We start from the raw sequence: 20264 nt of genomic DNA, 5'->3' as shown, positions 1-20264 counted from the left end.
AACTTAAGTATCAATAAGGAGGTAAAGCAGATGGAATTGCAGGTGAAACCGAAGTCTAAAAAATGGAAGGGGAATTTTGGTTTTTATTTTTCCCTGCCCATTCTCTCTTGGGCGGTTTACGATTTTGCCAATACGATTTTTTCTTCTAATATCAATACGATTTTCTTTCCATTCTTCCTCCAGGAGCAAATTGGGGAAAATGCCGTTCTTGATCAGATTGCCAGTACCTTCATCTCTTACGCAAATGCGATTGCCAGTTTGTTTCTTGTTTTGTTTTCCCCGCTGTTCGGTGTCATGATCGATCGAACGGGAAAAATGAAAAAATACATTATTATTTTCACACTCATTTCTGTTGTTTGTACCTTTTTAATGGGGGTATTTGGAGGGGCGCCGTTCGATGGAAAGCTTCTGGGCATTCCAATTTCCTTAGCGATCGTCATTCTTTTATTTGTGATAGCAAAGTTTTTCTATCATTCGAGTCTTGTTTTCTATGATTCGATGATGAGTGATTTAGGCACGAAACAGCAATTGCCGCTTATATCAGGATTTGGCGTGGCGGTAGGCTACCTTGGAACGTTAGTGGGCCTGTCAATCTATCCATTCATAAGTAAAGGGAGTTCACATGAAGCCTTTATTCCCACGGCCATTTTATTTCTGGTTTTTTCCCTTCCCTTATTCTTTTTTTTAAAAGAGTCTCCAAAACAGCAAAAAGCGAAACAACCTTTTTTATCCGGTTATAAGGAAATTAAATCAACATTTAAAGAGATGCAATCCTATCGATCGGTTTTTACATTCATGATTGCTTATTTCTTTTTAAATGATGCAATTGCGACTACTATCGGCATGATGGCCGTATATGCCAAGACTGTTGTTGGATTTTCCTCAAGCGGATTCATTTTGCTTTACTTGGTATCGACAGTATCGAGTATAGCCGGATCGTTTCTGTTTGGATACATCACGCAGTCAAAGGGACCGCGGCTAGCTGTGACATATGTGGGAGTTTTGCTCTTGGTCGCTTTATTAATAGCGGTCTTCGCACAAACTGCTCTTTGGTTCTGGGTTGCAGGGAGTATGTTTGGCATTTCGCTAGGTTCGATGTGGGTGACATCAAGGACATATATCATTGAATTGACCCCGGATGAGAAGAGAGGGCAATTTTTTGGACTATTTGCATTCTCTGGTAAAGTCTCTTCAATAATAGGTCCGCTATTATATGGAACGATAACGTTGGTATTCCATGACCTCGGTACATTGGCGAGCCGGATGGCATTAGGGTCGTTGATCATCATGGCGGTAATAGGTCTGGGCTTTCTTTTGAAATTGAAGGGATTGGAAGAAGTGAAATAAGAAAAAGGGAATGGAGCCGGCCTTAATGCCGTATCCATTCCCTTGCATAAACTTTATACCAAAATCAAGGTGACATCGAGGTTCCCGCGAGTTGCTTTTGAATAGGGGCAGGTTATGTGTGCTTTTTTGGCGAAGTCTTCGGCTTCTTCCCTGCTTAGGTCGGGAATCGAAACATCCAACCTTACAGCCAATTTAAAACCGCCGTCTTCTTCATCTTTACCGATCGTTACATTTGCCGTCACGGAAGTATCGACCTTTTTCTTTTCTTTTTGCAGAACAAGATTCAAGGCACTGTCAAAACATGCCGCGTAACCGGCTGCGAATAACTGTTCAGGGTTTGTAGCGCGCTCACCGGAACCACCTAATTCCTTCGGTGACCTCACATCGAAATCCAGAATCCCGTCCTCTGATTTAACATGTCCCTCACGACCACCGTGTACGGTAACTGTAGCTGTATATAATGGTTTCAATGAAAACAACTCCTTTGTTTATTCTTACTATCTTTAGTTCCCTTCTGTAAGTCTTGTTAAACAAAATGAAAGCGAGTTTATGGAGAGTATTGTTTGAAAATGGTTTTAAATCGGTTTTAAATTGGAAGATATTGTTTTATAATGTACTGTATTAGGAGATGTAATACACCCATTTGCAAGGAGGGTTTATGATGTTTGAGTTGGATGTTCAAAGTGGAAAGCCGATATATGAGCAATTGATGGATAAGTTAAAGGAACTAATGATCAATGAAGTTTTACAGGAACATAATCAGCTCCCATCCATACGAATATTGGCTCAGGAATTGACCATCAATCCAAATACGATCCAGAAAGCGTACAAGCAACTTGAATCGGACGGGTTTATATATACATTACCAGGCAAAGGGAATTTCGTAGCACCTCCTAAATCCTTAAAAAATTCATTGAAAGAAGAAGAGATCAGAAACGAGCTTTCAAAGGGACTCGCTGAAGCTCTGTATATCGGAATCGATAAACATGAAATTTATAGAATAATAAAGGAAATCAGACCATTGGCAAAGGGGGGAGATTCATGATTCAAATAAAACAGGTGAGTAAATTATATGAAGGAAAAGAAGCAATCAAAAATGTCACCCTGGTCATACAAAAAGGCTCCATATTCGGGTTATTAGGTTCAAATGGGGCGGGGAAAACGACTCTATTAAAAATGCTTTCAGGCAATCTGATACAGGATGCAGGTGAAGTTCTTATTGATGGATCATATGTGTTTGAAAACCATGAAGTGAAAAATCGTTGTTTTTTCCTCCCTGATACGCCTTATTTCCTGGCTAACTATACGATCATTCAAATGGCAGGTTTTTATAGCCATATTTATAGTGAATGGAATCAAGAACGTTTCTATCAATTACAGGAAGTATTCCAGATACCCGTCCAAAATAAAATACATAAACTATCGAAGGGGATGCAGAGACAGGTTGCTTTTTGGCTTGCACTCTCGACGATGCCGGAAGTTCTCATCTTGGATGAACCGTTTGATGGATTAGATCCGGTCATGCGTAAAAATGTGAGACAGTTGTTGATTCAGGATGTATCGGAAAGGGATATGACGATTTTACTATCATCCCATAATCTCCGTGAAATTGAAGATTTAGCCGATCATGTAGGGATTTTGCATAGAGGTGAGCTTGTTATCCAAAAGGATTTAAATGACTTAAAAGCGGATGTACACAAAGTGCAAATTGCCTTTAAACATAAAATTCCCCACGGTTTATACCGCGGAATCCAAATTTTAAACAAAGAAAGACGCGGCAGCGTTATCGTTTGCATCGTTAAAGGAAAAGAATCCATTATTAAATCGCACTTTAATCAGTTTCAGCCAGAAATATTAGATATGCTCCCCCTTACTCTAGAGGAGATATTCATATATGAAATGGGGGATATCGGTTATGTCATCCAGAATAACCTGGTTTAATAGAGAACTGATTATCTATATTTTCAGAAGCACTGGCTGGATTGGTTTCCTGTATCTCGTCGGCCTCATATTTGCACTGCCTCTGGAAATGTTAGCGATTATCTTGAATGAGAACAATGAATATGTGGAATTCGAAAACCTTTTTTCCTGTCAGCAGATGATACAGTTTGTCTTGGTCATCGTTATTCCAGTATTACTTGCCATTTTTCTTTTTCGGTTTTTACAAATGAAACAAGCCTCAGACTTTATTCATAGTTTACCGATTACTAGACGCATCATCTACGTTCATATGATTGGGGCGGGAATTGGCTTCATGGGTTTGCCGATTTTACTTACAGGTTCAATATTGATATTATTCCACTCGGCAATTGATATAGAAAGGCTATATGCCATGACGGATATATGTTCTTGGATGGGGAATACATTTATTTTGGAAGCTTTGATCTTTTCTGTTGCCGTTTTAATTGGAATGGTGACGGGATTATCAGCCTTTCAAGGGTTGCTGACCTATATTTTTCTTGCTTTGCCGGTGGGGCTGTTTGTTTTGTTTGCAGCCAATGTGAAGTTTTTGATAGCAGGATTTTCTGCAGATTATTATTTAAGTGCCAATATGAATGGCATCTCCCCCTTATTAGCAGCAACGGAGATGGAAAAAATCACTTTTTTCTCTATTAATACATTAATATATAGTATATTAACCTTTCTTTTTCTGATCAGCTCTCTTTTACTCTATGAGAGGAGAAAGCTGGAGCATGTATCTCAGGCATTTGTTTACCCGAAGATTAAGCCATTATTTAAATTCGGCCTGACATTATGCATGATGCTGTTTACAGGTCTTTATTTTAGCGAAACGACAGGCGAACCCGGGTGGATTTTCTTCGGATATACCGTCGGTTCATTGCTTGGATATTATTTAGGGGAAATTGTCTTACAAAAGACTTGGCGAATACGGGTCAACCTGAAAGGTTATGTAGCATTTATAGCGGCTATCATTGTACTGGCACTCATTATAAAAATAGATCCCCTTCAGTATAAGGCCAAGCTTCCTGATGAAAAGATGATTAGCCAAATTTATATTGGCAATTCTCCTTTACTTTTTGAAGATGATGGTGTGTCGGATAATGCTTCCAATTATCTTAAAGAGAAGGAAAATATTGAAGCGATCAGGTTATTGCATCAGGAAATTATCGATAAGGGTAAAAAGGTTTCCATTGGTGATTTGAATGATGGACAATCCGTATTTCTGATGTATGAACTCAAGAATGGAAAACGCTTAGCAAGAGAGTATCATTTGCAAAATTACGACTCATACATGCCGCTATTGGCGAAAATTTATGAGTCGAATGAATATAAAAAAATGGTTAATGAGTTATTGAATGTTCCCGCTGAAGACGTTTCTAAAATTAAGATAACGGCGATCGGACAAGTGGACAAGTCAATAACGATCACGGACGGTCAACAGCTGGAAGCTGCCGTGCATGCATTGTCCGAGGATCTGAATAATCAATCGTTCGCCGAAATGACATCTTCTTTTGGTGATTATGCCTCCATCGACATTCTTTTGAATAATAACAAAACCATTTATATGAATTGGGACTCTTCATATACTCAGTTTTCAAAATGGATGGAAAGTACCGGACAATCGGAAAAAGCGCGGTTAATGGCTGATGATATCTCTTATATCCTGGTTGCGAAGACCGATACGAAAATTTATCATTCGAATTCTGAAAGTGAACTTGCACAGCAGATTGAACAACAGCCAAATCGATTGAAAATTAAGACCGTTTCGGAAATCGAGACGGCCATTGATAATGCCCAAATCGATTGGGGCGGAGAGTATTCAGCTGCCTTTTATTATAAAGAAAGCAGAGATGTGGACATCAAGTGTTTTTCCGGCGAACATGTTCCTGGTTTCATTTTGGATCATTTTAATGAAAGATAATGTGAATATGCCGTGATGGATCAAATATAAAGGAAAGGATGCCCCCCAATATGAGCGGCATCCTTTTGCATTGCATATTCATTATTTTTTTTATCTATGCTTTAGAGTTTTACGACGTTTTTAGCTTGAGGTCCGCGGTTTCCTTCTTCGATCTCAAATTCAACCTCTTGACCTTCATCAAGGCTTTTGAAACCTTCTCCTTGAATGGCGGAAAAATGAACGAAAACATCATCTTCGTTTGGTACTTCGATGAATCCAAATCCTTTGTCACTATTGAACCATTTTACTTTACCTGTTACTGTCATTCGATGAATCCTCCTAAAAAGTTAAAAAATATTAATGGTGATGATTTTACCTGGATGGAAAAATCAATTCACACATTATCCAGCATCCTCATTCAAGTTAAAATTATCATACGAAGATGCTTGATAATATGTGAATGCATACAGGAAATATTAACCAGCTAACCTCTGGGGTAATTTCCAGTTTTTTAGTATATACCCACCTTTATAAAGGATAAAACAAATGGAAGTAATTTATACATTCCCATTTGGGGAAAATAATATTAGGAAGGTTTTATACGGGGAAGTATAACGGTATTGTCGCTCAGGATTTTCCTGGTTTGAAATTTGATGGTGGTTGCGATGCCCATGAGGGAAAAGCCTTTACAGTTGAAATCAGGAAAACAATTTGGCATTAAAGTTTTTCACGAAAATAATCGGGTATAGGATAAGAAAGAAAGGACTGATGAAAATGAAGAAATTATTAAAAAGGGCCCTCATTTTTGCTGCTCCCATCATATTCAAAGAAGTAAAAAAACGCTGGAAAAACAAGCGGAATCAAAAGGCGATTAAAACTGCAAGGAAAGTAAGTTAAACCATGGATTATTGAACGGTAACCATATGGATTAAGATGAGGGGCGCTGATTAAGCGTCTTTTGTTTTGCCATCTGAACAAATCCCCTTATCGTGATTCATTCACCTCTACATCTTTCCTTCATATCGTGTTAAAATAGAAAGGTTGATTGAAATGAATGCAGAGTAGCCAAGGCTTAAGCCTTATGATATATTTCTTCTTACATATATTGTGTATGATCAGGATTTATGCATACAAAGAAAGGTTGCCATTCCAATGTAAAAAATACAGTAAACCCCCTATAAATTTTTTTATTGATGACTCCAATAATGAAAGGAACATTTTATGACTACATTAAAAGACGAGGTTCAATCCCGACGGACCTTCGCAATCATCTCTCACCCGGATGCCGGGAAAACGACTTTGACGGAAAAATTATTGCTGTTTGGTGGCGCGATCCGCGATGCCGGAACAGTTAAGGCTAGAAAAACAGGGAAGTATGCAACCAGTGACTGGATGGAGATTGAAAAGCAACGGGGAATTTCCGTTACATCTTCAGTCATGCAATTCGATTATGATGATTTCCGTGTCAATATTCTCGATACACCAGGCCACCAAGATTTCAGTGAAGACACATATCGTACACTGATGGCTGTTGATAGCGCCGTGATGATCATCGACTCGGCAAAAGGTATCGAGGATCAGACGGTTAAATTATTCAAAGTATGCCGGATGAGGGGTATCCCGATTTTCACTTTTATCAATAAGATGGACCGGCAAGGTAAAATGCCGCTAGAATTGCTTGCCGAACTCGAAGAGGTATTAGGTATAGAAACATATCCAATGAATTGGCCGATTGGGATGGGAAAAGACTTCGTGGGCATTTATGACAGGTTCAATAATCGGATTGAACAGTTCAAAACTGAAGGGGAAGAACGTTTCCTTCCGTTGAATGATGAAGGTGAACTCGAAGTGGATCATAAACTTAAGGATTCCCAGCTATATGAGCAAACTTTGGAAGAAATCATGCTGTTGACGGAAGCAGGTAACCAATTCTCTGAAGAAAACATTGCGAATGGAAAACTTAGTCCCGTATTTTTCGGTAGTGCTTTAACGACATTCGGTGTTCAGACGTTTTTGGATGCATATCTTAAATTTGCACCAGCTCCACAAGCACGGATGACAACGTCAGGTGAAATGGATCCCGTCAGTAATGATTTTTCTGGTTTCATTTTCAAGATCCAGGCGAATATGAACCCAAAACACCGTGACCGGATCGCTTTCCTTCGCATTTGCTCCGGTAAATTCGAGCGTGGAATGAGCGTCAACTTGAGCAGGACAGGAAAACCGATCAACCTTTCTTCTTCTACCCAATTCATGGCTGATGATCGGAACACCGTAAATGAAGCGGTAAGCGGAGATATCATCGGTTTATATGATACCGGTAACTACCAAATTGGCGATACGATCACAACAAGCAAAGACATGTTTCAATTTGAAAGGCTGCCTCAGTTTACTCCGGAACTATTCATGAGGGTAACAGCTAAGAACGTCATGAAACAGAAACATTTCCATAAAGGAATTAATCAACTTGTACAAGAAGGGGCAATTCAGCTCTTCAAAACGGTTCGGATGGAAGAATATCTGCTTGGTGCGGTTGGGCAACTTCAATTCGAAGTATTCGAGCATCGAATGAGGAACGAGTACAACGTTGAAGTCGTGATGGAGCGCATGGGCAGCAAGATCACACGCTGGGCTGAGGATGAAAAGCTTGATGAAAATCTTCATAGCTCAAGAAGCATCCTTGTTAAAGACCGGTTTGATAAATATGCATTCTTATTTGAAAATGAGTTTGCACTTCGGTGGTTCCAAGATAAAAATCCTGATGTGGAATTATATAATCCAATGGATTTAAAATAATGTAGAAGCCCGTGTTATATACACGGGCTTTCAGTTTGTAGACAAAAGGGGTTCGGAATTAAAAAATTCTGAACCCCTTTTGAAATTCCCTTTGAATTTTCGCCTAAAGTTAAGAGATTGGGGCTCTACGAGCCCACTATGTTAGGCCATTTTTGGACCTCGCCATGTCCAATTGGCCATCTTCTTTAAATTAATGGCAGCGAAAGTAAGCATCGCCTGCATCGACAATTTTTTAAGTCCCCTTAAAGTAGTCCAACGCATACCATGCTTTTCTTTTGCATCTGCGAATACACGCTCAATCGTTTCTTTACGTTTTGCATATATAGGTTTTACATCTTGATGATGACGCAGATGATCTGCTTCTTCCACATGTGTTTGCCAGATATGCCGTGTCACCACTTTTTGACAGTCTTTGCTTTCTGTACACCGAGATAAAAATGAGCATGTTGTACAAATTTGTTTTGGCGATTTGTACTCGCGATAGCCCTCTTTATTTGTTGTTGAGTACTTTAAAGTTTCGCCCGAAGGGCAAAGGTAACAATCAAAATGTTCATCGTATACATAGTCCTGTTTGCGGAAAAATCCTTCTTTGGTGCGAGGACGTGTATAAGGTAAAGCCGGTATGATTTCTTTGTTAAATAGGTAGCTTGTAATCGCTGGTGTTTTATAAGCTGCATCTGCGGCAACGGCTTCCGGTTTTCCAACTTTCTCAATCACTTGTTCAACTAGTGGCTCTAAGATCTGACTGTCATGTGTATTTCCAGGTGTTACAATCGTTCCCAATACAAAACCGTTGCGGTCTGCGGCCGCGTGGAATGAATAGGCAAACTGTTTTGTTCGTTCATCTTTCACATAGTAGCCACTCTCAGAATCCGTTGTACTTTCTTTAATCTCTTTGGTCTCTTCTTTATCAAATTTATCTGGTGGAAAAGGCTTTTTTCCATGGTTTTCACGATCTTGATTGATTTCTTCTTGAAGACGTCCTTGATACGCTCGTGTTTCTTTACGAACGATTTTCTTTTCAAATTTCCGTTTATTCGCACTGGCTTTCACATGTGTGGAATCCACGAAAACGTGTTCAGCACTTATTAACTTTTTATTAGCAGCTGTCATTAAAATGCGATAGAAAATCTGTTCAAACAGGTCTGTATCTTTAAAGCGTCGCTCATAATTTTTCCCGAACGTAGAGAAATGAGGTACTTTATCATGGAAACCATAGCCTAAGAACCAACGGTAAGCCATATTGGTTTCAACTTCTTCAATCGTTTTACGCATGGAACGAATACCGAAGGTATATTGAATGAAAGTCAGTTTAACTAAAATAACTGGATCAATACTTGGGCGTCCTACCTCTGAATACATATCTTTCACCAAGTCATAAATGAAAGTGAAGTCAATGGCAGCCTCCATTTTACGAACCAAATGGTTCGGTGGCACCAGTTGATCTCGCTGAATAGAATCATGTTTAGAAAGCATCCTCATCACCTCAAGTTTTAATACTTCTATTTTAAAACAAAAATGACTCCAGGCAAAAGTGTTCTATCTAAAAGGTAAGACAAAGTTGATTGGAACGGAAGGTACGAGACTCCTGCGGGATAAGCGCGTCTAGGGGAGACCCCGCAGGCGAAAGCCGAGGAGGCTCCCCGACCGCCCGCGGAAAGCGAGTGCCTGGAGTGGAAATCAACGTCCAAATTGTACAAGCCATAAAAATAGACAAACTCGATTTTCATCGAGTTTGTCTACAGTCTGGAAGCCCGTGTTATATACACGGGCTTTTTTCATTATCCGGAGATATTTATACATAAAGAAGTGTTACTATAACTTTCGCTTACCTTACGGGTGACCTTACATACAGCGAATGAATAGTGCCGATAGCTTCCTAATTGCCTCAGTAAACTTTTCTCGTGGGAATGTGGGGTGATTTCTTAAGTTACCTTTTTCCGAAAAACAGGATACATAGTCCTGATCGAGAAAAACGGTTTCATTATTTAGTAAAGATCAATGAGACAACTTAGGCATTGCAATTAGCCCGAATAATTATCGAATCACATAAAAGTCATTATGATGGAATGAATTGAACATGAAAAGAAATATCACTGAAAAAATCGAACTCTACTAAAATATTCATTTGACAATCTCCTGAAACTCCTTTATATTTAGCTAGTACTTTAGTGCTTAAAAGCGTTTCAGTAATTGTGAGTAAAAAGGTCCGAACCTTACCTCAGAGAATATACAACATTGAAAGCGGGGAAATACATCATGCGTCTTGAAGATGCAAAGCTAAAACTCTCCTTACCTGAAGCAATTGGGGTTTTGGCCATTCTTTTCTTAATCATTGCAACGGGTATCATATATTATGAACTTGCCCCCCATATTCCAATAATAGCTGCTATCCTATTTCTATTTGTTTATGGAAAGTTCAAGAAGCTTCCATTTTCAATTATGGAGGCGGCTATCGTCAAAGGTGCAGTTTCTGGTATGGGAGCTATCTATATATTCTTTTTCATTGGAATGCTGATTTCGATCTGGATGGCAAGCGGGACGATCCCTACCATAATGTACTATGGGTTTGACTGGATTTCTGGTGAATATTTCTATGCTGTCACATTTCTGGTGTGTTCGCTAATTGGGCTCTGTATCGGGAGTTCACTTACAACATCAGCCACGATCGGAGTCGCTTTCATAGGTATGGCGGCGGCGATGGATTTATCGTTGGCGATTACAGCCGGTGCAATCATATCCGGTGCATTTCTTGGAGATAAAATGTCTCCATTATCCGACTCGACCAACCTTGCTTCGGGAACTGTTGGTGTACCATTATTTGAACATATTAATAATATGCTGTGGACAACGATTCCAGGTTTTTTAATATCACTTATCATCTTTTACTTCCTTTCACCGAATGTCAAACTGTCTCGTGTTGAGGAGATTGAAGCCATGACCAAAGCCTTGGAAATGGAAACGAACATTAGCATATGGAGTTTGATTCCGTTTGTCATCGTTCTAGTCATGGCTTTGAAAAAGGTGTCGGCGATTCCGACATTATCAGCAGGAATCATTTCGGCTGCTGTCATTGCTTTCATACAAACGCCAAGTTTGACGGTTGCAAAACTAGCGGATATCTTATACGGCGGCTTTGTACTTAAGAGTGGAATGGATCAACTTGACTCAATCCTATCGCGGGGCGGCATTGAAAGTATGATGTTCTCCGTTTCGATGGTGTTGTTGGCATTGGCGATGGGCGGACTATTGTTTGAATTAGGAGTCATCCCTTCGATTTTAAACGCTGTCCAGGATTCATTGACGAGTGTAGCGAAAGTGATTTCAGCTACCGTATTTGCAGGAATCAGCGTGAATTTCCTAGTTGGGGAACAGTATTTGTCAGTAATACTGCCTGGGAAAGCCTTTCAGCAGAAATATGAAGATTTAGGCTTGCAGCCAAAAACGCTTGGGAGGGTACTTGAAGATGCGGGAACAGTTGTGAATCCTCTGGTTCCTTGGGGTGTCTGCGGTGTATTCTTGACACAGGTATTGGGTGTTTCAACCCTTGAATATGCCCCATTTGCATTCTTTTGCTTACTTTGTCCTTTGCTTAGTTTGATTGCGGGCTTTACGAAAATAGGTATTCATTATAAATGAAAAAACAGGCGGTCGTTTCGACTGCCTGTTTTTTTTATATGAACTTCCATAACCTTGAGAGAAGGGAAAAACCCCCTGACATGAGCGGCAATGTCAGGGGGGAAAGAAGTTGATCTTTTATTTTGAAGACGCAATCTCATCTTTTGGGATGGACACGACCTTTTCTTTCTGTTCAAGTAAATTCATTCGCATTACGACATTTTGGAATATGCCCATTGAAAGCATGAGTAGCAGTAAGGAAGATCCTCCATAACTGATGAATGGAAGAGTGATCCCTGTAATTGGGATAAGTCCAGTCACTCCGCCAACGTTGATGCCAACTTGAATGCCGATCATGGATGAGATGCCTATCAATAAAAGACTTCCAAAAGGATCTTTGCATTTTGCTGAAAGTACATATCCCCTTAGGACGATAAAACCAAGTGTCAATAGAACGAATCCCACTCCGAATATCCCGAGCTCTTCTGCAATGACAGACATGATGAAATCAGTATGTGATTCAGGCAGGTACCCGTATTTTTGTACACTGTCACCAAGTCCCACTCCAGTAAGGCCACCGGATCCTATTGCGAATAATGAATTCACGAGTTGATACCCGCTTTCTCCTGCCGTTCCAAAAGGATCTGCAAATCCCGTAAAACGAGATATCTTATTTTCAGAGAGAACGGATGAGAAATTTCCTGTAACGAGTACTCCTAATGCAAATATGGCAACGAATATCGCAGTAATCAAAGAGAGTTTGAATATACTCTTAAAAGACATCCCGGATGAAATGATCATGGTACTTGAAATCAGGAAAATGACAGCTGCCGTTCCGTAGTCAGGCTGTATTCCGATTAAAAAACAGATGAATACCAGAAAGAAAATCGGGGGGATGACGGCTTTATCAATACTATTGATACGATCCTGCCTTTTTCCGTAAATGGCGGCCAGATAAATGATCATGGCTAATTTGGAAAATTCTGCAGGTTGGATCGATTTTGACCCTAATTTGAACCAGCTTGTGGCATTTCCTGCTGTATGGCCGAAGATAAATAGCAGCAAAAGGATACCGGCCATTCCAAACATCATAGACATCAAGAACATTTTGTTTTTGTACATCTTATAAGGAAGAATCATCGTGACGATCATTGCCAGGAATGAAATGAGAAAGGCCGTTTTTTGTTTCTCAAAGAAGAAATCCATGGGCTGACCGTATCGAGCGACAGCAGTAATCATGCTCGAACTGTAAATCATGACTAAACCAAACAAACAGAGTAATACGACAGCGATGAAAATAGGGAAGTCGTATGCTTTAATTATTCTTTTCACTTGTGCGCTCACCTCAAATATGTATGCGCGAAAAAATCGCCTTCTTATATAGTAACGGAAAATCGGTTATATAGATAATAATTTTTATTCGTTAATTTGAATTTATCCTTCATTACCCAATATTAAACACTAAAAATCGATAAACTTGTCTGACGGATTTCCTTTTTGCTTATAGCCGAATTCGGATTCATATACTTACCTTCGATAGCAAACGTGAATACTCCTTTTAATAATGAAAACTTTTTACTATATATTCCATTTCGATGGTGCAATTAAGAAGATTACTATTTAAGGCTATTTGTGACAGGGATGGAGTTCAAGAGGTTTCACCAATTGAGTTTTAAAACGTGATGTGATGTAGTGGATACTGTAAACGAATTTGTTAGAGTAACTCACCTTAGGAGGTATACTTATTTTAGCACCAATTATGTGGCAGGAATCGGGCAGGAACCTTATGAAGAGAGGGGACCAGTTGTGAACTTGGTTCCAAACGATTATATTATACAGGCTGCTGCGACTCTGGCATTATATAAAGAGGGTTCAGGGGAAAACCTGGTACGTTTAGTGAAGTTTATGAACGTTTCGCTCGTGAACTGTTTAAGAAAAGTAGTCAGGCGCTCTTATCAATTCGTCCTGCAAGGAATTATTTAAATGGAAAGGGCGTTTTGAAGGCACTGCAGCCCAGAAGTCTTGCTGCATTTCAGGAAAGGTTTTCCTGCTTTTGTCGATCTTTATCTAAAGCATAAAAATGATATGGAGTACCAATAAAAATAAGGTAAAGCAAGGGGAGTAGTTATGGAAGAAATACATGACAAGTTGGAAGTGTTTTCTCCGGCAACAGGTGAGAAGATTGCGGAAATCGTCCCAACGCCATTGAAGTCGATTCCTCATATATATAAGAAATCAAGACATGCGTTCCAATCATGGTCGAATCTTCCCATCAAGGAACGGTTGCACTTTTTAAAACGGCTCCGTTTACTGATGGTTGAAAAAATGGATGAAATAGCTGAAGTCATTTCAAAAGATACGGGAAAAGTGAAAATTGAAGCGCTGGTTGCTGACATCATGCCAACCATTGATGCAATCAAGCATATCGAGAAACATGCATTGACAACCCTTTCCGGACGGAAGGTCACCACTCCACTCATGTTAATTGGTAAAAAATCTTATATCCATTATATGCCCCGTGGAATGATTCTCGTCATTTCACCATGGAATTATCCGCTGCAGCTTTCCATGGTTCCCATTCTTAATGCTCTAGCAGCGGGAAATACGGTCATCGCCAAGCCATCAGAGGTAACTCCTTTAGTTGGAGTGTGCATCGAAAATCTGTTTCTTGAAGCTGGTTTCCCAGAAGGAACTATACAGTTTGCCCATGGAGGGAAAGAATTGGGTGCGGCATTAACTGAGCAAAAACCAGATTATATATTTTTTACAGGATCTGTAAGGACCGGAAAAATGATTGGTGAGGTCGCAGCAAGACACCTGATCCCAACGACTCTGGAACTTGGCGGTAAGGATCCGATGATCGTTCTGCGTGATGCTAACCTGGAACGGGCTGTGAACGGGGCTCTTTGGGGGGCTTTCACAAATAGCGGGCAGGTGTGCATGAGTGTTGAAAGGGTTTATGTGGAACGTCCGGTTTATAAGGAATTCCTAATGCTTCTTAAAGAAAAAACGAAGTCCATGAGGCAGGGGGTGCAATCAGAGGATGATATCGGTTCAATGACTTTCCCGGCACAAGTTGATATTGTGGCTGGACACCTGGAGGATGCACTGAATAAGGGGGCTGTACTTGAAACCGGAACACCTCCGAAAGAGTGGGAAACGGGACAGACCCATTTCATTCCGCCGACAATTCTGTCCAATGTCGATCACTCCATGAAAATCATGACAGAAGAAACGTTCGGACCCGTGTTGCCTGTTTTGCCTTTCGATACGGAGGAAGAAGTGATTGCCCTGGCAAATCAAAGTGAATATGGACTCAATTCCAGCGTTTGGACGATGGATAGGGAAAAAGCAAACAGGATTGCGTCTCAGTTAGTAACCGGGGCGGTGACGATCAATGATGTGCTGATTACTGTTGCTAATCATCATTTACCATTTGGCGGTGCCAAACAAAGTGGGGTTGGCCGTTATCATGGCGAGCATGGATTGAAGATCTTCTGCCATGAAAAAGCGATCATGATCGATAAAGGTAAAAACGATACAGAAATACAATGGTATCCATATGAAGGGAAATACACGAGTTTTTTATCGCTGTTTCAGAACTACTTTTCTGCCAAACCGAACTGGATTCGTTTCGGCAAAGAGTATTTGCGATTGATTAAATTATCCAAAGGGAACCGAAAATGAGATCCATTTATAAAAAAGATTGTTATTTTCATAACGAGCGCGTATACTATTAATATACTTAATAACTGATTTTCCTTTTCAAAGGGGAGTAGCGTTAGGGTTCGCCCTAAAACAAAGTCGTCATTACGTGAATGTTAAACATTCATCGGCTTTGTTGACATGATTTCATGTTCAGCAAGACCTTTGCCTATATGGCAGAGGTCTTTTTATTTTGCCAATGCCAATATGGAGGAAATACTAACTATTGGAGGTTGAATGGATGGAAGCATCAATATTATTGGAATATGGCTGGGTCCTTCTTATCTTGGTTGGATTAGAAGGGATACTTGCTGCGGATAATGCAGTCGTCATGGCTGTCATGGTTAAGCATTTGCCAAAAGAACAACAGCGAAAAGCCTTGTTTTATGGTCTGATGGGAGCTTTTGTTTTCCGCTTTGCAAGTTTATTCCTTATTTCCTTTCTTGTCGACGTGTGGCAAATTCAAGCAATCGGCGCGATTTATTTACTTTTCATTGCTTTTCAGAACATTTACAAAAAATACGCTGGTAAAGGTGAGAAGGAAATCACGAAGCCTAAAAAGCAATCTGGCTTCTGGATGACCGTGGTAAAGGTTGAAGCGGCTGATATTGCTTTCGCAATCGATTCCATGTTGGCTGCCGTCGCACTGGCTGTTACACTTCCTGCAACAGGCTGGATGAAAGTCGGCGGTATTGACGGAGGGCAATTCGCTGTCATGTTTCTCGGCGGTATGATTGGATTGGTCATTATGCGATTTGCAGCAAATGCATTCGTGAAGTTGCTTCATCAGCGTCCTTCACTTGAAACGGCAGCATTTTTGATTGTGGGTTGGGTTGGAGTGAAATTGGCGGTACACACACTCGCACACCCTTCACTGGCTGTCATCGATCATCATTTCCCTGAATCAACTCTTTGGAAATCAATTTTCTGGGTCGTTTTGATTGGAATTGCAGCAGGTGCATGGATCATTTCAAGCAAAAAAGAAAAAAAAGAGAAAGAAGAGAAAAAGATACAGGAAGCTTAAAAAAACAGGCGTGCTGGTCAGAGGGCACTGAAAAAGTCCCTTCCGGGCCAATAGAGGTAGATTTCTCAGTTTATTCTGAAGAAATCTACCTTTTTTGTTTTATAATCAAGGTAATAAATTTATGTGGGTGAGTACGATGATTCAAAAACAAACGTCTATGGTTTTTAGTCCGTATATGGCCATTTATGATGTAGTGGTTCCAAACATGTTACGCAAGATCAATGAACTTATTGACTTTTCTTTTGTGTTGGAAGAATTGAGGGACAACTACTGTCTTCATAACGGTAGGAATGCTGTCGATCCAATACGTATGTTTAAATACTTGCTGCTCAAGACCATTCATGACCTATCAGATGTGGATATAGTTGAGCGTTCCAGGTATGACATGTCCTTTAAATATTTCCTCGGCATGGCTCCAGAAGATCCAGTTATTGACCCTAGCTCCTAACGAAATTTCGAAAGCCCCGTTTAAAAGACATAAACCTTTTGGATATGCTCATTCATAAAACCGTTGAGATTGCGATTGAAAAGGAAATCATTAAAAACAAAACGATTATTGTGGATGCCACCGACACGAAAGCCAGATACAATCATAAGACTCCAAAAGAAATATTGATGGACCAATCTAAAAGATTAAGAAAAGTAATCTATTCGATAGATGAAGAGATGAAAAATAAATTCCCATCCAAAACCACTACTATGTATTGCAGGATGAAATTACTTATTGCCAGAAGCTCATCGAGGTAGTGGAAACAAAAGAGCGTATCACCCAATATCCAAAGGTAAAAGAGCAGTTAAATCTAATAAAGGAAACGGTAGCCGATGATATCGAACAGTTAAGAATCTCCAAAGACCAAGATGCCAAGATTGGCCACAAGAGCGCTGACCCTTCTTTCTTTGGATACAAAACACATTTTGCGATGAGTGAGGAGCGAATCATTACAGCTGCGACTATCACTACAGGTGAAAAAACGGACGGTAAAGAATTAAAGGCATTAATTGAAAAGAGCACGGCAGCCGGTATGGTGATTGAGACCGTGATTGGGGATGCAGCTTACTCAGAGAAGGGAAATATTGAATACAGTGAAGAAAATAACATTAAACTAGTCGCAAAATTGAATCCTTCAGTTACACAGGGATTCCGGAAGAAGGAAGAGGAATTTCAATTTAACAAGGATGCAGGAATGTACGTTTGTAAGGCAGGGCATTTGGCTATCAGGAAAGCTCGCCAGGGCAAAAAAGATGTAGCGACGAATCAAACGGATACCTATTACTTCGATGTAGAAAAGTGTAAGATTTGTCCCTTTAAAGAGGGCTGTTATAAAGAAGGAGCGAAAAGCAAGACCTATTCTGTCAGTATTAAATCCAATGAACATACAGAACAGGCTATATTCCAGGAAAGTGAGTATTTTAAAGAAAAATCAAAAGAACGTTATAAAATTGAAGCGAAAAACAGTGAATTGAAACATAGGCACGGGTATGATGTTGCAAAATCCTCGGGTCTACTTGGCATGGAATTATAAGGAGCAATGGCTATTTTCACCGTTAACTTGAAAAGAATATTGAAATTAATGGCCTAAAAAAGTGACACACAGAAGCAAAAAAAGACGATTTCCATTCAAGTATCGAATGAGAATCGTCTTTTTTTAGTTTGGTTTACCGTACTAGTTAGAAAAACGTGAGTTTTTCAGCAGCTTGCTGGTTACGCCTATTTTTTTTGCTTTTTAATGTATTTATGAAGATGACCCTCAAAAGCGGAGATATGTTTACGAATGATATGTTAAAAGATGTGAATATTAAATTCCGATTATAAAAATGACAATTGTCCCATTGTATTGGACAAAAATCCGGAAAAAGATATTTTACTGTAATTGCACTGTAATAAACGAGAAAAAACTAAGTATTTTATCATGTTGATATATTAAGTGATTTCATTTAAATCGCAAAAATAGTTCTTTTGGTACTGTCTTTTAGACTCCCTCCGCTTAAGATAAGTATGTTGATACGTATTTTATGTTCAACAGGAGCGAGGTGAGCAGATGCTTGGTGTGTTGTTTACAGCATTCAAAAAAAAGCGTTCTTTAGAAGAAACCGTATTGAAAATTCAACAAGGCGATATAAGCCTTCGTAATGATACTATAGAGTCATTCAAACCTTTTATTGCGAAAACAGTGTCATCGGTTTGCAAGCGTTACATATACGAATCAGATGATGAATTCAGTATTGGATTGATTGCTTTTAACGAGGCAATCGATAAATATTCCCCGGAAAAAGGCCGTTCTTTATTGGCATTTGCCGAAACCCTCGTTAAACGAAGGGTTATAGATTATTTAAGAAGCCAGTCCAAACAAAAAGAAGTCCTATTGGATTTATCAATGAATGATGATAATGATCAAAGCCATATATATATTGATAATGAAAATTCCATCAATGAATACGAGAAGCAGAAGGAATCGGAAAGAAGAAAAGAAGAAATTCAGCTTTATATAAGCCATCTACAGGATTTTGGTCTGTCATTTGAGGATTTAGTTGAAAACTCCCCCAAACATGCAGATGCCAGGAAGGGAGCTATTATGATCGCTAGATTGTTAATGGAAGATGACGAACTGAAAGAAATCCTGTTTGCAAAAAAGCGGCTGCCCGTAAAACAGCTTGAGGGGAAAGTGGAAGTAAGCAGAAAAACGATTGAACGGAACAGAAAATACATCATTGCTGTGGCAATCATAATAAACGGAGATTTTTTGTATTTGAATGATTATATAAAAGGGGCTATCGATGGATGAAAAAAGGAGTTATTCTTTCAGTTAATAAGCGATTTGTAACCCTATTGACCCCAGAGGGTGAATTTCTGAAAACCAAAAGGCAGGAACGGGTATATGAAGTGGGTGAGGAAATCACTTTTTCACCTGCTAAACAAAAGTTCACTTTAGCCTTTTCCAATTTTCATTCATCTTTGAAAAAAACTGCCGTGCTAAGCATTGCCTCCACCTTCTTGATTCTCTTTTCGATTCTTCCTTCTTTTTTCTCTAGTCCTGTGTCGGCATATATGACCATAGATGTGAATCCAAGCATTGAATTGGAGCTTGATAATGATTTAGAAGTTCTCAAACTTACCGGTTTAAATGAAGACGGCAAGCTTGTGATTGGTCAGCTGAAGGAATGGGAAGGCAAGGATATAAAGATTGTTACAAATCGAATCGTTAAAACGACGAAGAAACTTGGTTATTTGAAAGGAAATAAACAAATCGTCGTTTCCACAACGTTATTGAAAAAAAATAAAGAACTGGATAAGAATTTAAAAGAAGAGTTAAAAGAAATATCTGAGGATAATGTTTCTAAAACAAGAATGAAAGTGATCCAGGCAACAAAAAACGATCGGAAGCAAGCAAGGGAACAAGGTATATCCACGGGTAAGTATCTTGAAAAGAAGTTGAATGAAGATAAAGAAAAGGTAAAAGTCAATAAGAGGGAGCCTGCTCCAGCGCCAGATGAAAAAGTTGAGGAAAAGGTTGTTATCCCTAAAGAGAAGAGCCTAACGCTGAGTACGGAAAACAAATCGGATGGAGAAAATAAAAAAGAAAATAATGCAATTGAAAAAAAGCAAAAGCCGGCCAATGAAGCCAAACCGACTGAACGGAAAAAACCCGGAACGCAATTCACCAAAATTAAGGACAAAACCGAACGAAAAGATACAATTGGAAAACGGAATGCGATAAATGGATACAAGGAAAAAAGCAATGAGTCAAAAGGAAAATCCGATAGCAATCACAGCAACCAATCAAAGAACAAGCAGAAAAATGAAAAGAATGATAAAAAGTTCGATGTGAAAAAAGTTCCATCAGCCAAAGAAAAGAATAATGATGATCCTATAAAGCACGACAAAAAATAAGCAAAATAAACAAGGTAAGCAAG

15 protein-coding genes and 1 pseudogene are annotated in these 20264 nt (G+C 39.4%); 12 read left to right on the top strand and 4 right to left on the bottom strand.

Annotated elements, in window-relative coordinates; all coding sequences use genetic code 11:
• Window positions 1-30: 30 nt before the first annotated feature.
• The gene (locus QFZ73_RS04195) at window positions 31-1347 is read left to right on the top strand and encodes an MFS transporter (protein WP_307263323.1); all 1317 of its coding nucleotides are present in this window, start codon (window positions 31-33) and stop codon (window positions 1345-1347) included.
• A 53-nt stretch (window positions 1348-1400) separates the two neighbouring features.
• Here the strand turns inward: QFZ73_RS04195 and QFZ73_RS04190 are convergent, their stop codons facing one another.
• Window positions 1401-1817 carry an organic hydroperoxide resistance protein gene (locus QFZ73_RS04190; protein ID WP_307263320.1) on the bottom strand — a complete coding sequence of 139 codons (417 nt, stop codon included), beginning with the start codon at window positions 1815-1817 and terminating at the stop codon, window positions 1401-1403.
• Between the two features lie 191 nt (window positions 1818-2008).
• Here QFZ73_RS04190 and QFZ73_RS04185 point away from each other — a divergent pair, with 191 nt between their 5' ends.
• The 3 genes from QFZ73_RS04185 to QFZ73_RS04175 are packed head-to-tail and all read left to right on the top strand — an operon-like array spanning window position 2009 to window position 5230.
• On the top strand, window positions 2009-2392 hold the full coding sequence (locus QFZ73_RS04185) for a GntR family transcriptional regulator (protein ID WP_307263317.1): 384 nt from the start codon (window positions 2009-2011) through the stop codon (window positions 2390-2392).
• The gene (locus tag QFZ73_RS04180; protein WP_307263314.1) at window positions 2389-3288 is read left to right on the top strand and encodes an ABC transporter ATP-binding protein; all 900 of its coding nucleotides are present in this window, start codon (window positions 2389-2391) and stop codon (window positions 3286-3288) included. Before QFZ73_RS04185 ends, QFZ73_RS04180 begins: the two co-directional genes overlap by 4 nt.
• Window positions 3263-5230, top strand: a complete 1968-nt coding sequence (locus QFZ73_RS04175; RefSeq protein WP_307263311.1) for a DUF6449 domain-containing protein — start codon at window positions 3263-3265, stop codon at window positions 5228-5230. The genes QFZ73_RS04180 and QFZ73_RS04175 overlap by 26 nt, the downstream gene beginning before the upstream one ends.
• 101 nt (window positions 5231-5331) lie before the next feature.
• Here the strand turns inward: QFZ73_RS04175 and QFZ73_RS04170 are convergent, their stop codons facing one another.
• Window positions 5332-5535, bottom strand: a complete 204-nt coding sequence (locus QFZ73_RS04170; protein ID WP_061462203.1) for a cold-shock protein — start codon at window positions 5533-5535, stop codon at window positions 5332-5334.
• Window positions 5536-6430: 895 nt separating this feature from the next.
• Between QFZ73_RS04170 and QFZ73_RS04165 the strand changes: the two genes are divergently transcribed.
• Window positions 6431-8005 (top strand): peptide chain release factor 3, encoded by a 1575-nt coding sequence (locus QFZ73_RS04165; protein ID WP_098371199.1) that lies wholly within the window; start codon window positions 6431-6433, stop codon window positions 8003-8005.
• A 141-nt stretch (window positions 8006-8146) separates the two neighbouring features.
• Here the strand turns inward: QFZ73_RS04165 and QFZ73_RS04160 are convergent, their stop codons facing one another.
• Window positions 8147-9481 carry an IS1182 family transposase gene (locus QFZ73_RS04160; protein ID WP_307263301.1) on the bottom strand — a complete coding sequence of 445 codons (1335 nt, stop codon included), beginning with the start codon at window positions 9479-9481 and terminating at the stop codon, window positions 8147-8149.
• A gap of 783 nt (window positions 9482-10264) precedes the next feature.
• On the opposite strand from QFZ73_RS04160, the gene nhaC reads away from it, so the two are divergent.
• On the top strand, window positions 10265-11644 hold the full coding sequence (nhaC, locus tag QFZ73_RS04155) for a Na+/H+ antiporter NhaC (RefSeq protein WP_251427416.1): 1380 nt from the start codon (window positions 10265-10267) through the stop codon (window positions 11642-11644).
• 117 nt (window positions 11645-11761) lie between these two features.
• On the opposite strand, the gene QFZ73_RS04150 is transcribed toward nhaC, so the two are convergent.
• Window positions 11762-12955, bottom strand: a complete 1194-nt coding sequence (locus tag QFZ73_RS04150) for an FtsW/RodA/SpoVE family cell cycle protein (RefSeq protein WP_251427419.1) — start codon at window positions 12953-12955, stop codon at window positions 11762-11764.
• A gap of 360 nt (window positions 12956-13315) precedes the next feature.
• Here QFZ73_RS04150 and QFZ73_RS04145 point away from each other — a divergent pair, with 360 nt between their 5' ends.
• The 6 genes and pseudogenes from QFZ73_RS04145 to QFZ73_RS04120 all read left to right on the top strand — a co-directional run bounded on the left by QFZ73_RS04145 (window position 13316) and on the right by QFZ73_RS04120 (window position 20241).
• Entirely contained in the window at window positions 13316-13606 is a 291-nt protein-coding gene (locus QFZ73_RS04145) for a hypothetical protein (protein WP_307263296.1), read from the top strand.
• A 144-nt stretch (window positions 13607-13750) separates the two neighbouring features.
• Window positions 13751-15310 (top strand): aldehyde dehydrogenase family protein, encoded by a 1560-nt coding sequence (locus tag QFZ73_RS04140; protein WP_307263293.1) that lies wholly within the window; start codon window positions 13751-13753, stop codon window positions 15308-15310.
• Window positions 15311-15569: 259 nt separating this feature from the next.
• Window positions 15570-16352 (top strand): TerC family protein, encoded by a 783-nt coding sequence (locus QFZ73_RS04135; RefSeq protein WP_251427428.1) that lies wholly within the window; start codon window positions 15570-15572, stop codon window positions 16350-16352.
• Window positions 16353-16488: 136 nt separating this feature from the next.
• Window positions 16489-17875: pseudogene (locus QFZ73_RS04130) on the top strand (IS1182 family transposase).
• Window positions 17876-18391: 516 nt separating this feature from the next.
• Window positions 18392-19135: an RNA polymerase sigma factor SigI gene (gene sigI / locus QFZ73_RS04125; protein ID WP_307263289.1), complete on the top strand. Its 744-nt coding sequence runs from the start codon at window positions 18392-18394 to the stop codon at window positions 19133-19135.
• Window positions 19132-20241 carry an anti-sigma factor domain-containing protein gene (locus QFZ73_RS04120; protein ID WP_307263286.1) on the top strand — a complete coding sequence of 370 codons (1110 nt, stop codon included), beginning with the start codon at window positions 19132-19134 and terminating at the stop codon, window positions 20239-20241. Before sigI ends, QFZ73_RS04120 begins: the two co-directional genes overlap by 4 nt.
• The last annotated feature ends 23 nt before the right edge of the window (window positions 20242-20264 follow it).

Source organism: Peribacillus sp. V2I11 (genome assembly GCF_030817135.1).
GTDB lineage: Bacteria > Bacillota > Bacilli > Bacillales > DSM-1321 > Peribacillus > Peribacillus simplex.
The sequence above is the reverse complement of the archived record's forward strand: the minus strand, read 5'-3'. Positions and strand labels throughout refer to the sequence as shown.

Bases quoted from the DNA above. Each gene is read 5' to 3' on its own strand.
- QFZ73_RS04175 (WP_307263311.1), top strand. From the start codon at position 3,263: ATGTCATCCAGAATAACCTGGTTTAATAGAGAACTGATTATCTATATT.
- QFZ73_RS04165 (WP_098371199.1), top strand. From the start codon at position 6,431: ATGACTACATTAAAAGACGAGGTTCAATCCCGACGGACCTTCGCAATC.
- nhaC (WP_251427416.1), top strand. From the start codon at position 10,265: ATGCGTCTTGAAGATGCAAAGCTAAAACTCTCCTTACCTGAAGCAATT.
- QFZ73_RS04160 (WP_307263301.1), bottom strand. From the start codon at position 9,481: ATGCTTTCTAAACATGATTCTATTCAGCGAGATCAACTGGTGCCACCG.
- QFZ73_RS04170 (WP_061462203.1), bottom strand. From the start codon at position 5,535: ATGACAGTAACAGGTAAAGTAAAATGGTTCAATAGTGACAAAGGATTT.
- sigI (WP_307263289.1), top strand. From the start codon at position 18,392: ATGCTTGGTGTGTTGTTTACAGCATTCAAAAAAAAGCGTTCTTTAGAA.
- QFZ73_RS04135 (WP_251427428.1), top strand. From the start codon at position 15,570: ATGGAAGCATCAATATTATTGGAATATGGCTGGGTCCTTCTTATCTTG.
- QFZ73_RS04195 (WP_307263323.1), top strand. From the start codon at position 31: ATGGAATTGCAGGTGAAACCGAAGTCTAAAAAATGGAAGGGGAATTTT.
- QFZ73_RS04180 (WP_307263314.1), top strand. From the start codon at position 2,389: ATGATTCAAATAAAACAGGTGAGTAAATTATATGAAGGAAAAGAAGCA.
- QFZ73_RS04185 (WP_307263317.1), top strand. From the start codon at position 2,009: ATGTTTGAGTTGGATGTTCAAAGTGGAAAGCCGATATATGAGCAATTG.
- QFZ73_RS04140 (WP_307263293.1), top strand. From the start codon at position 13,751: ATGGAAGAAATACATGACAAGTTGGAAGTGTTTTCTCCGGCAACAGGT.
- QFZ73_RS04120 (WP_307263286.1), top strand. From the start codon at position 19,132: ATGAAAAAAGGAGTTATTCTTTCAGTTAATAAGCGATTTGTAACCCTA.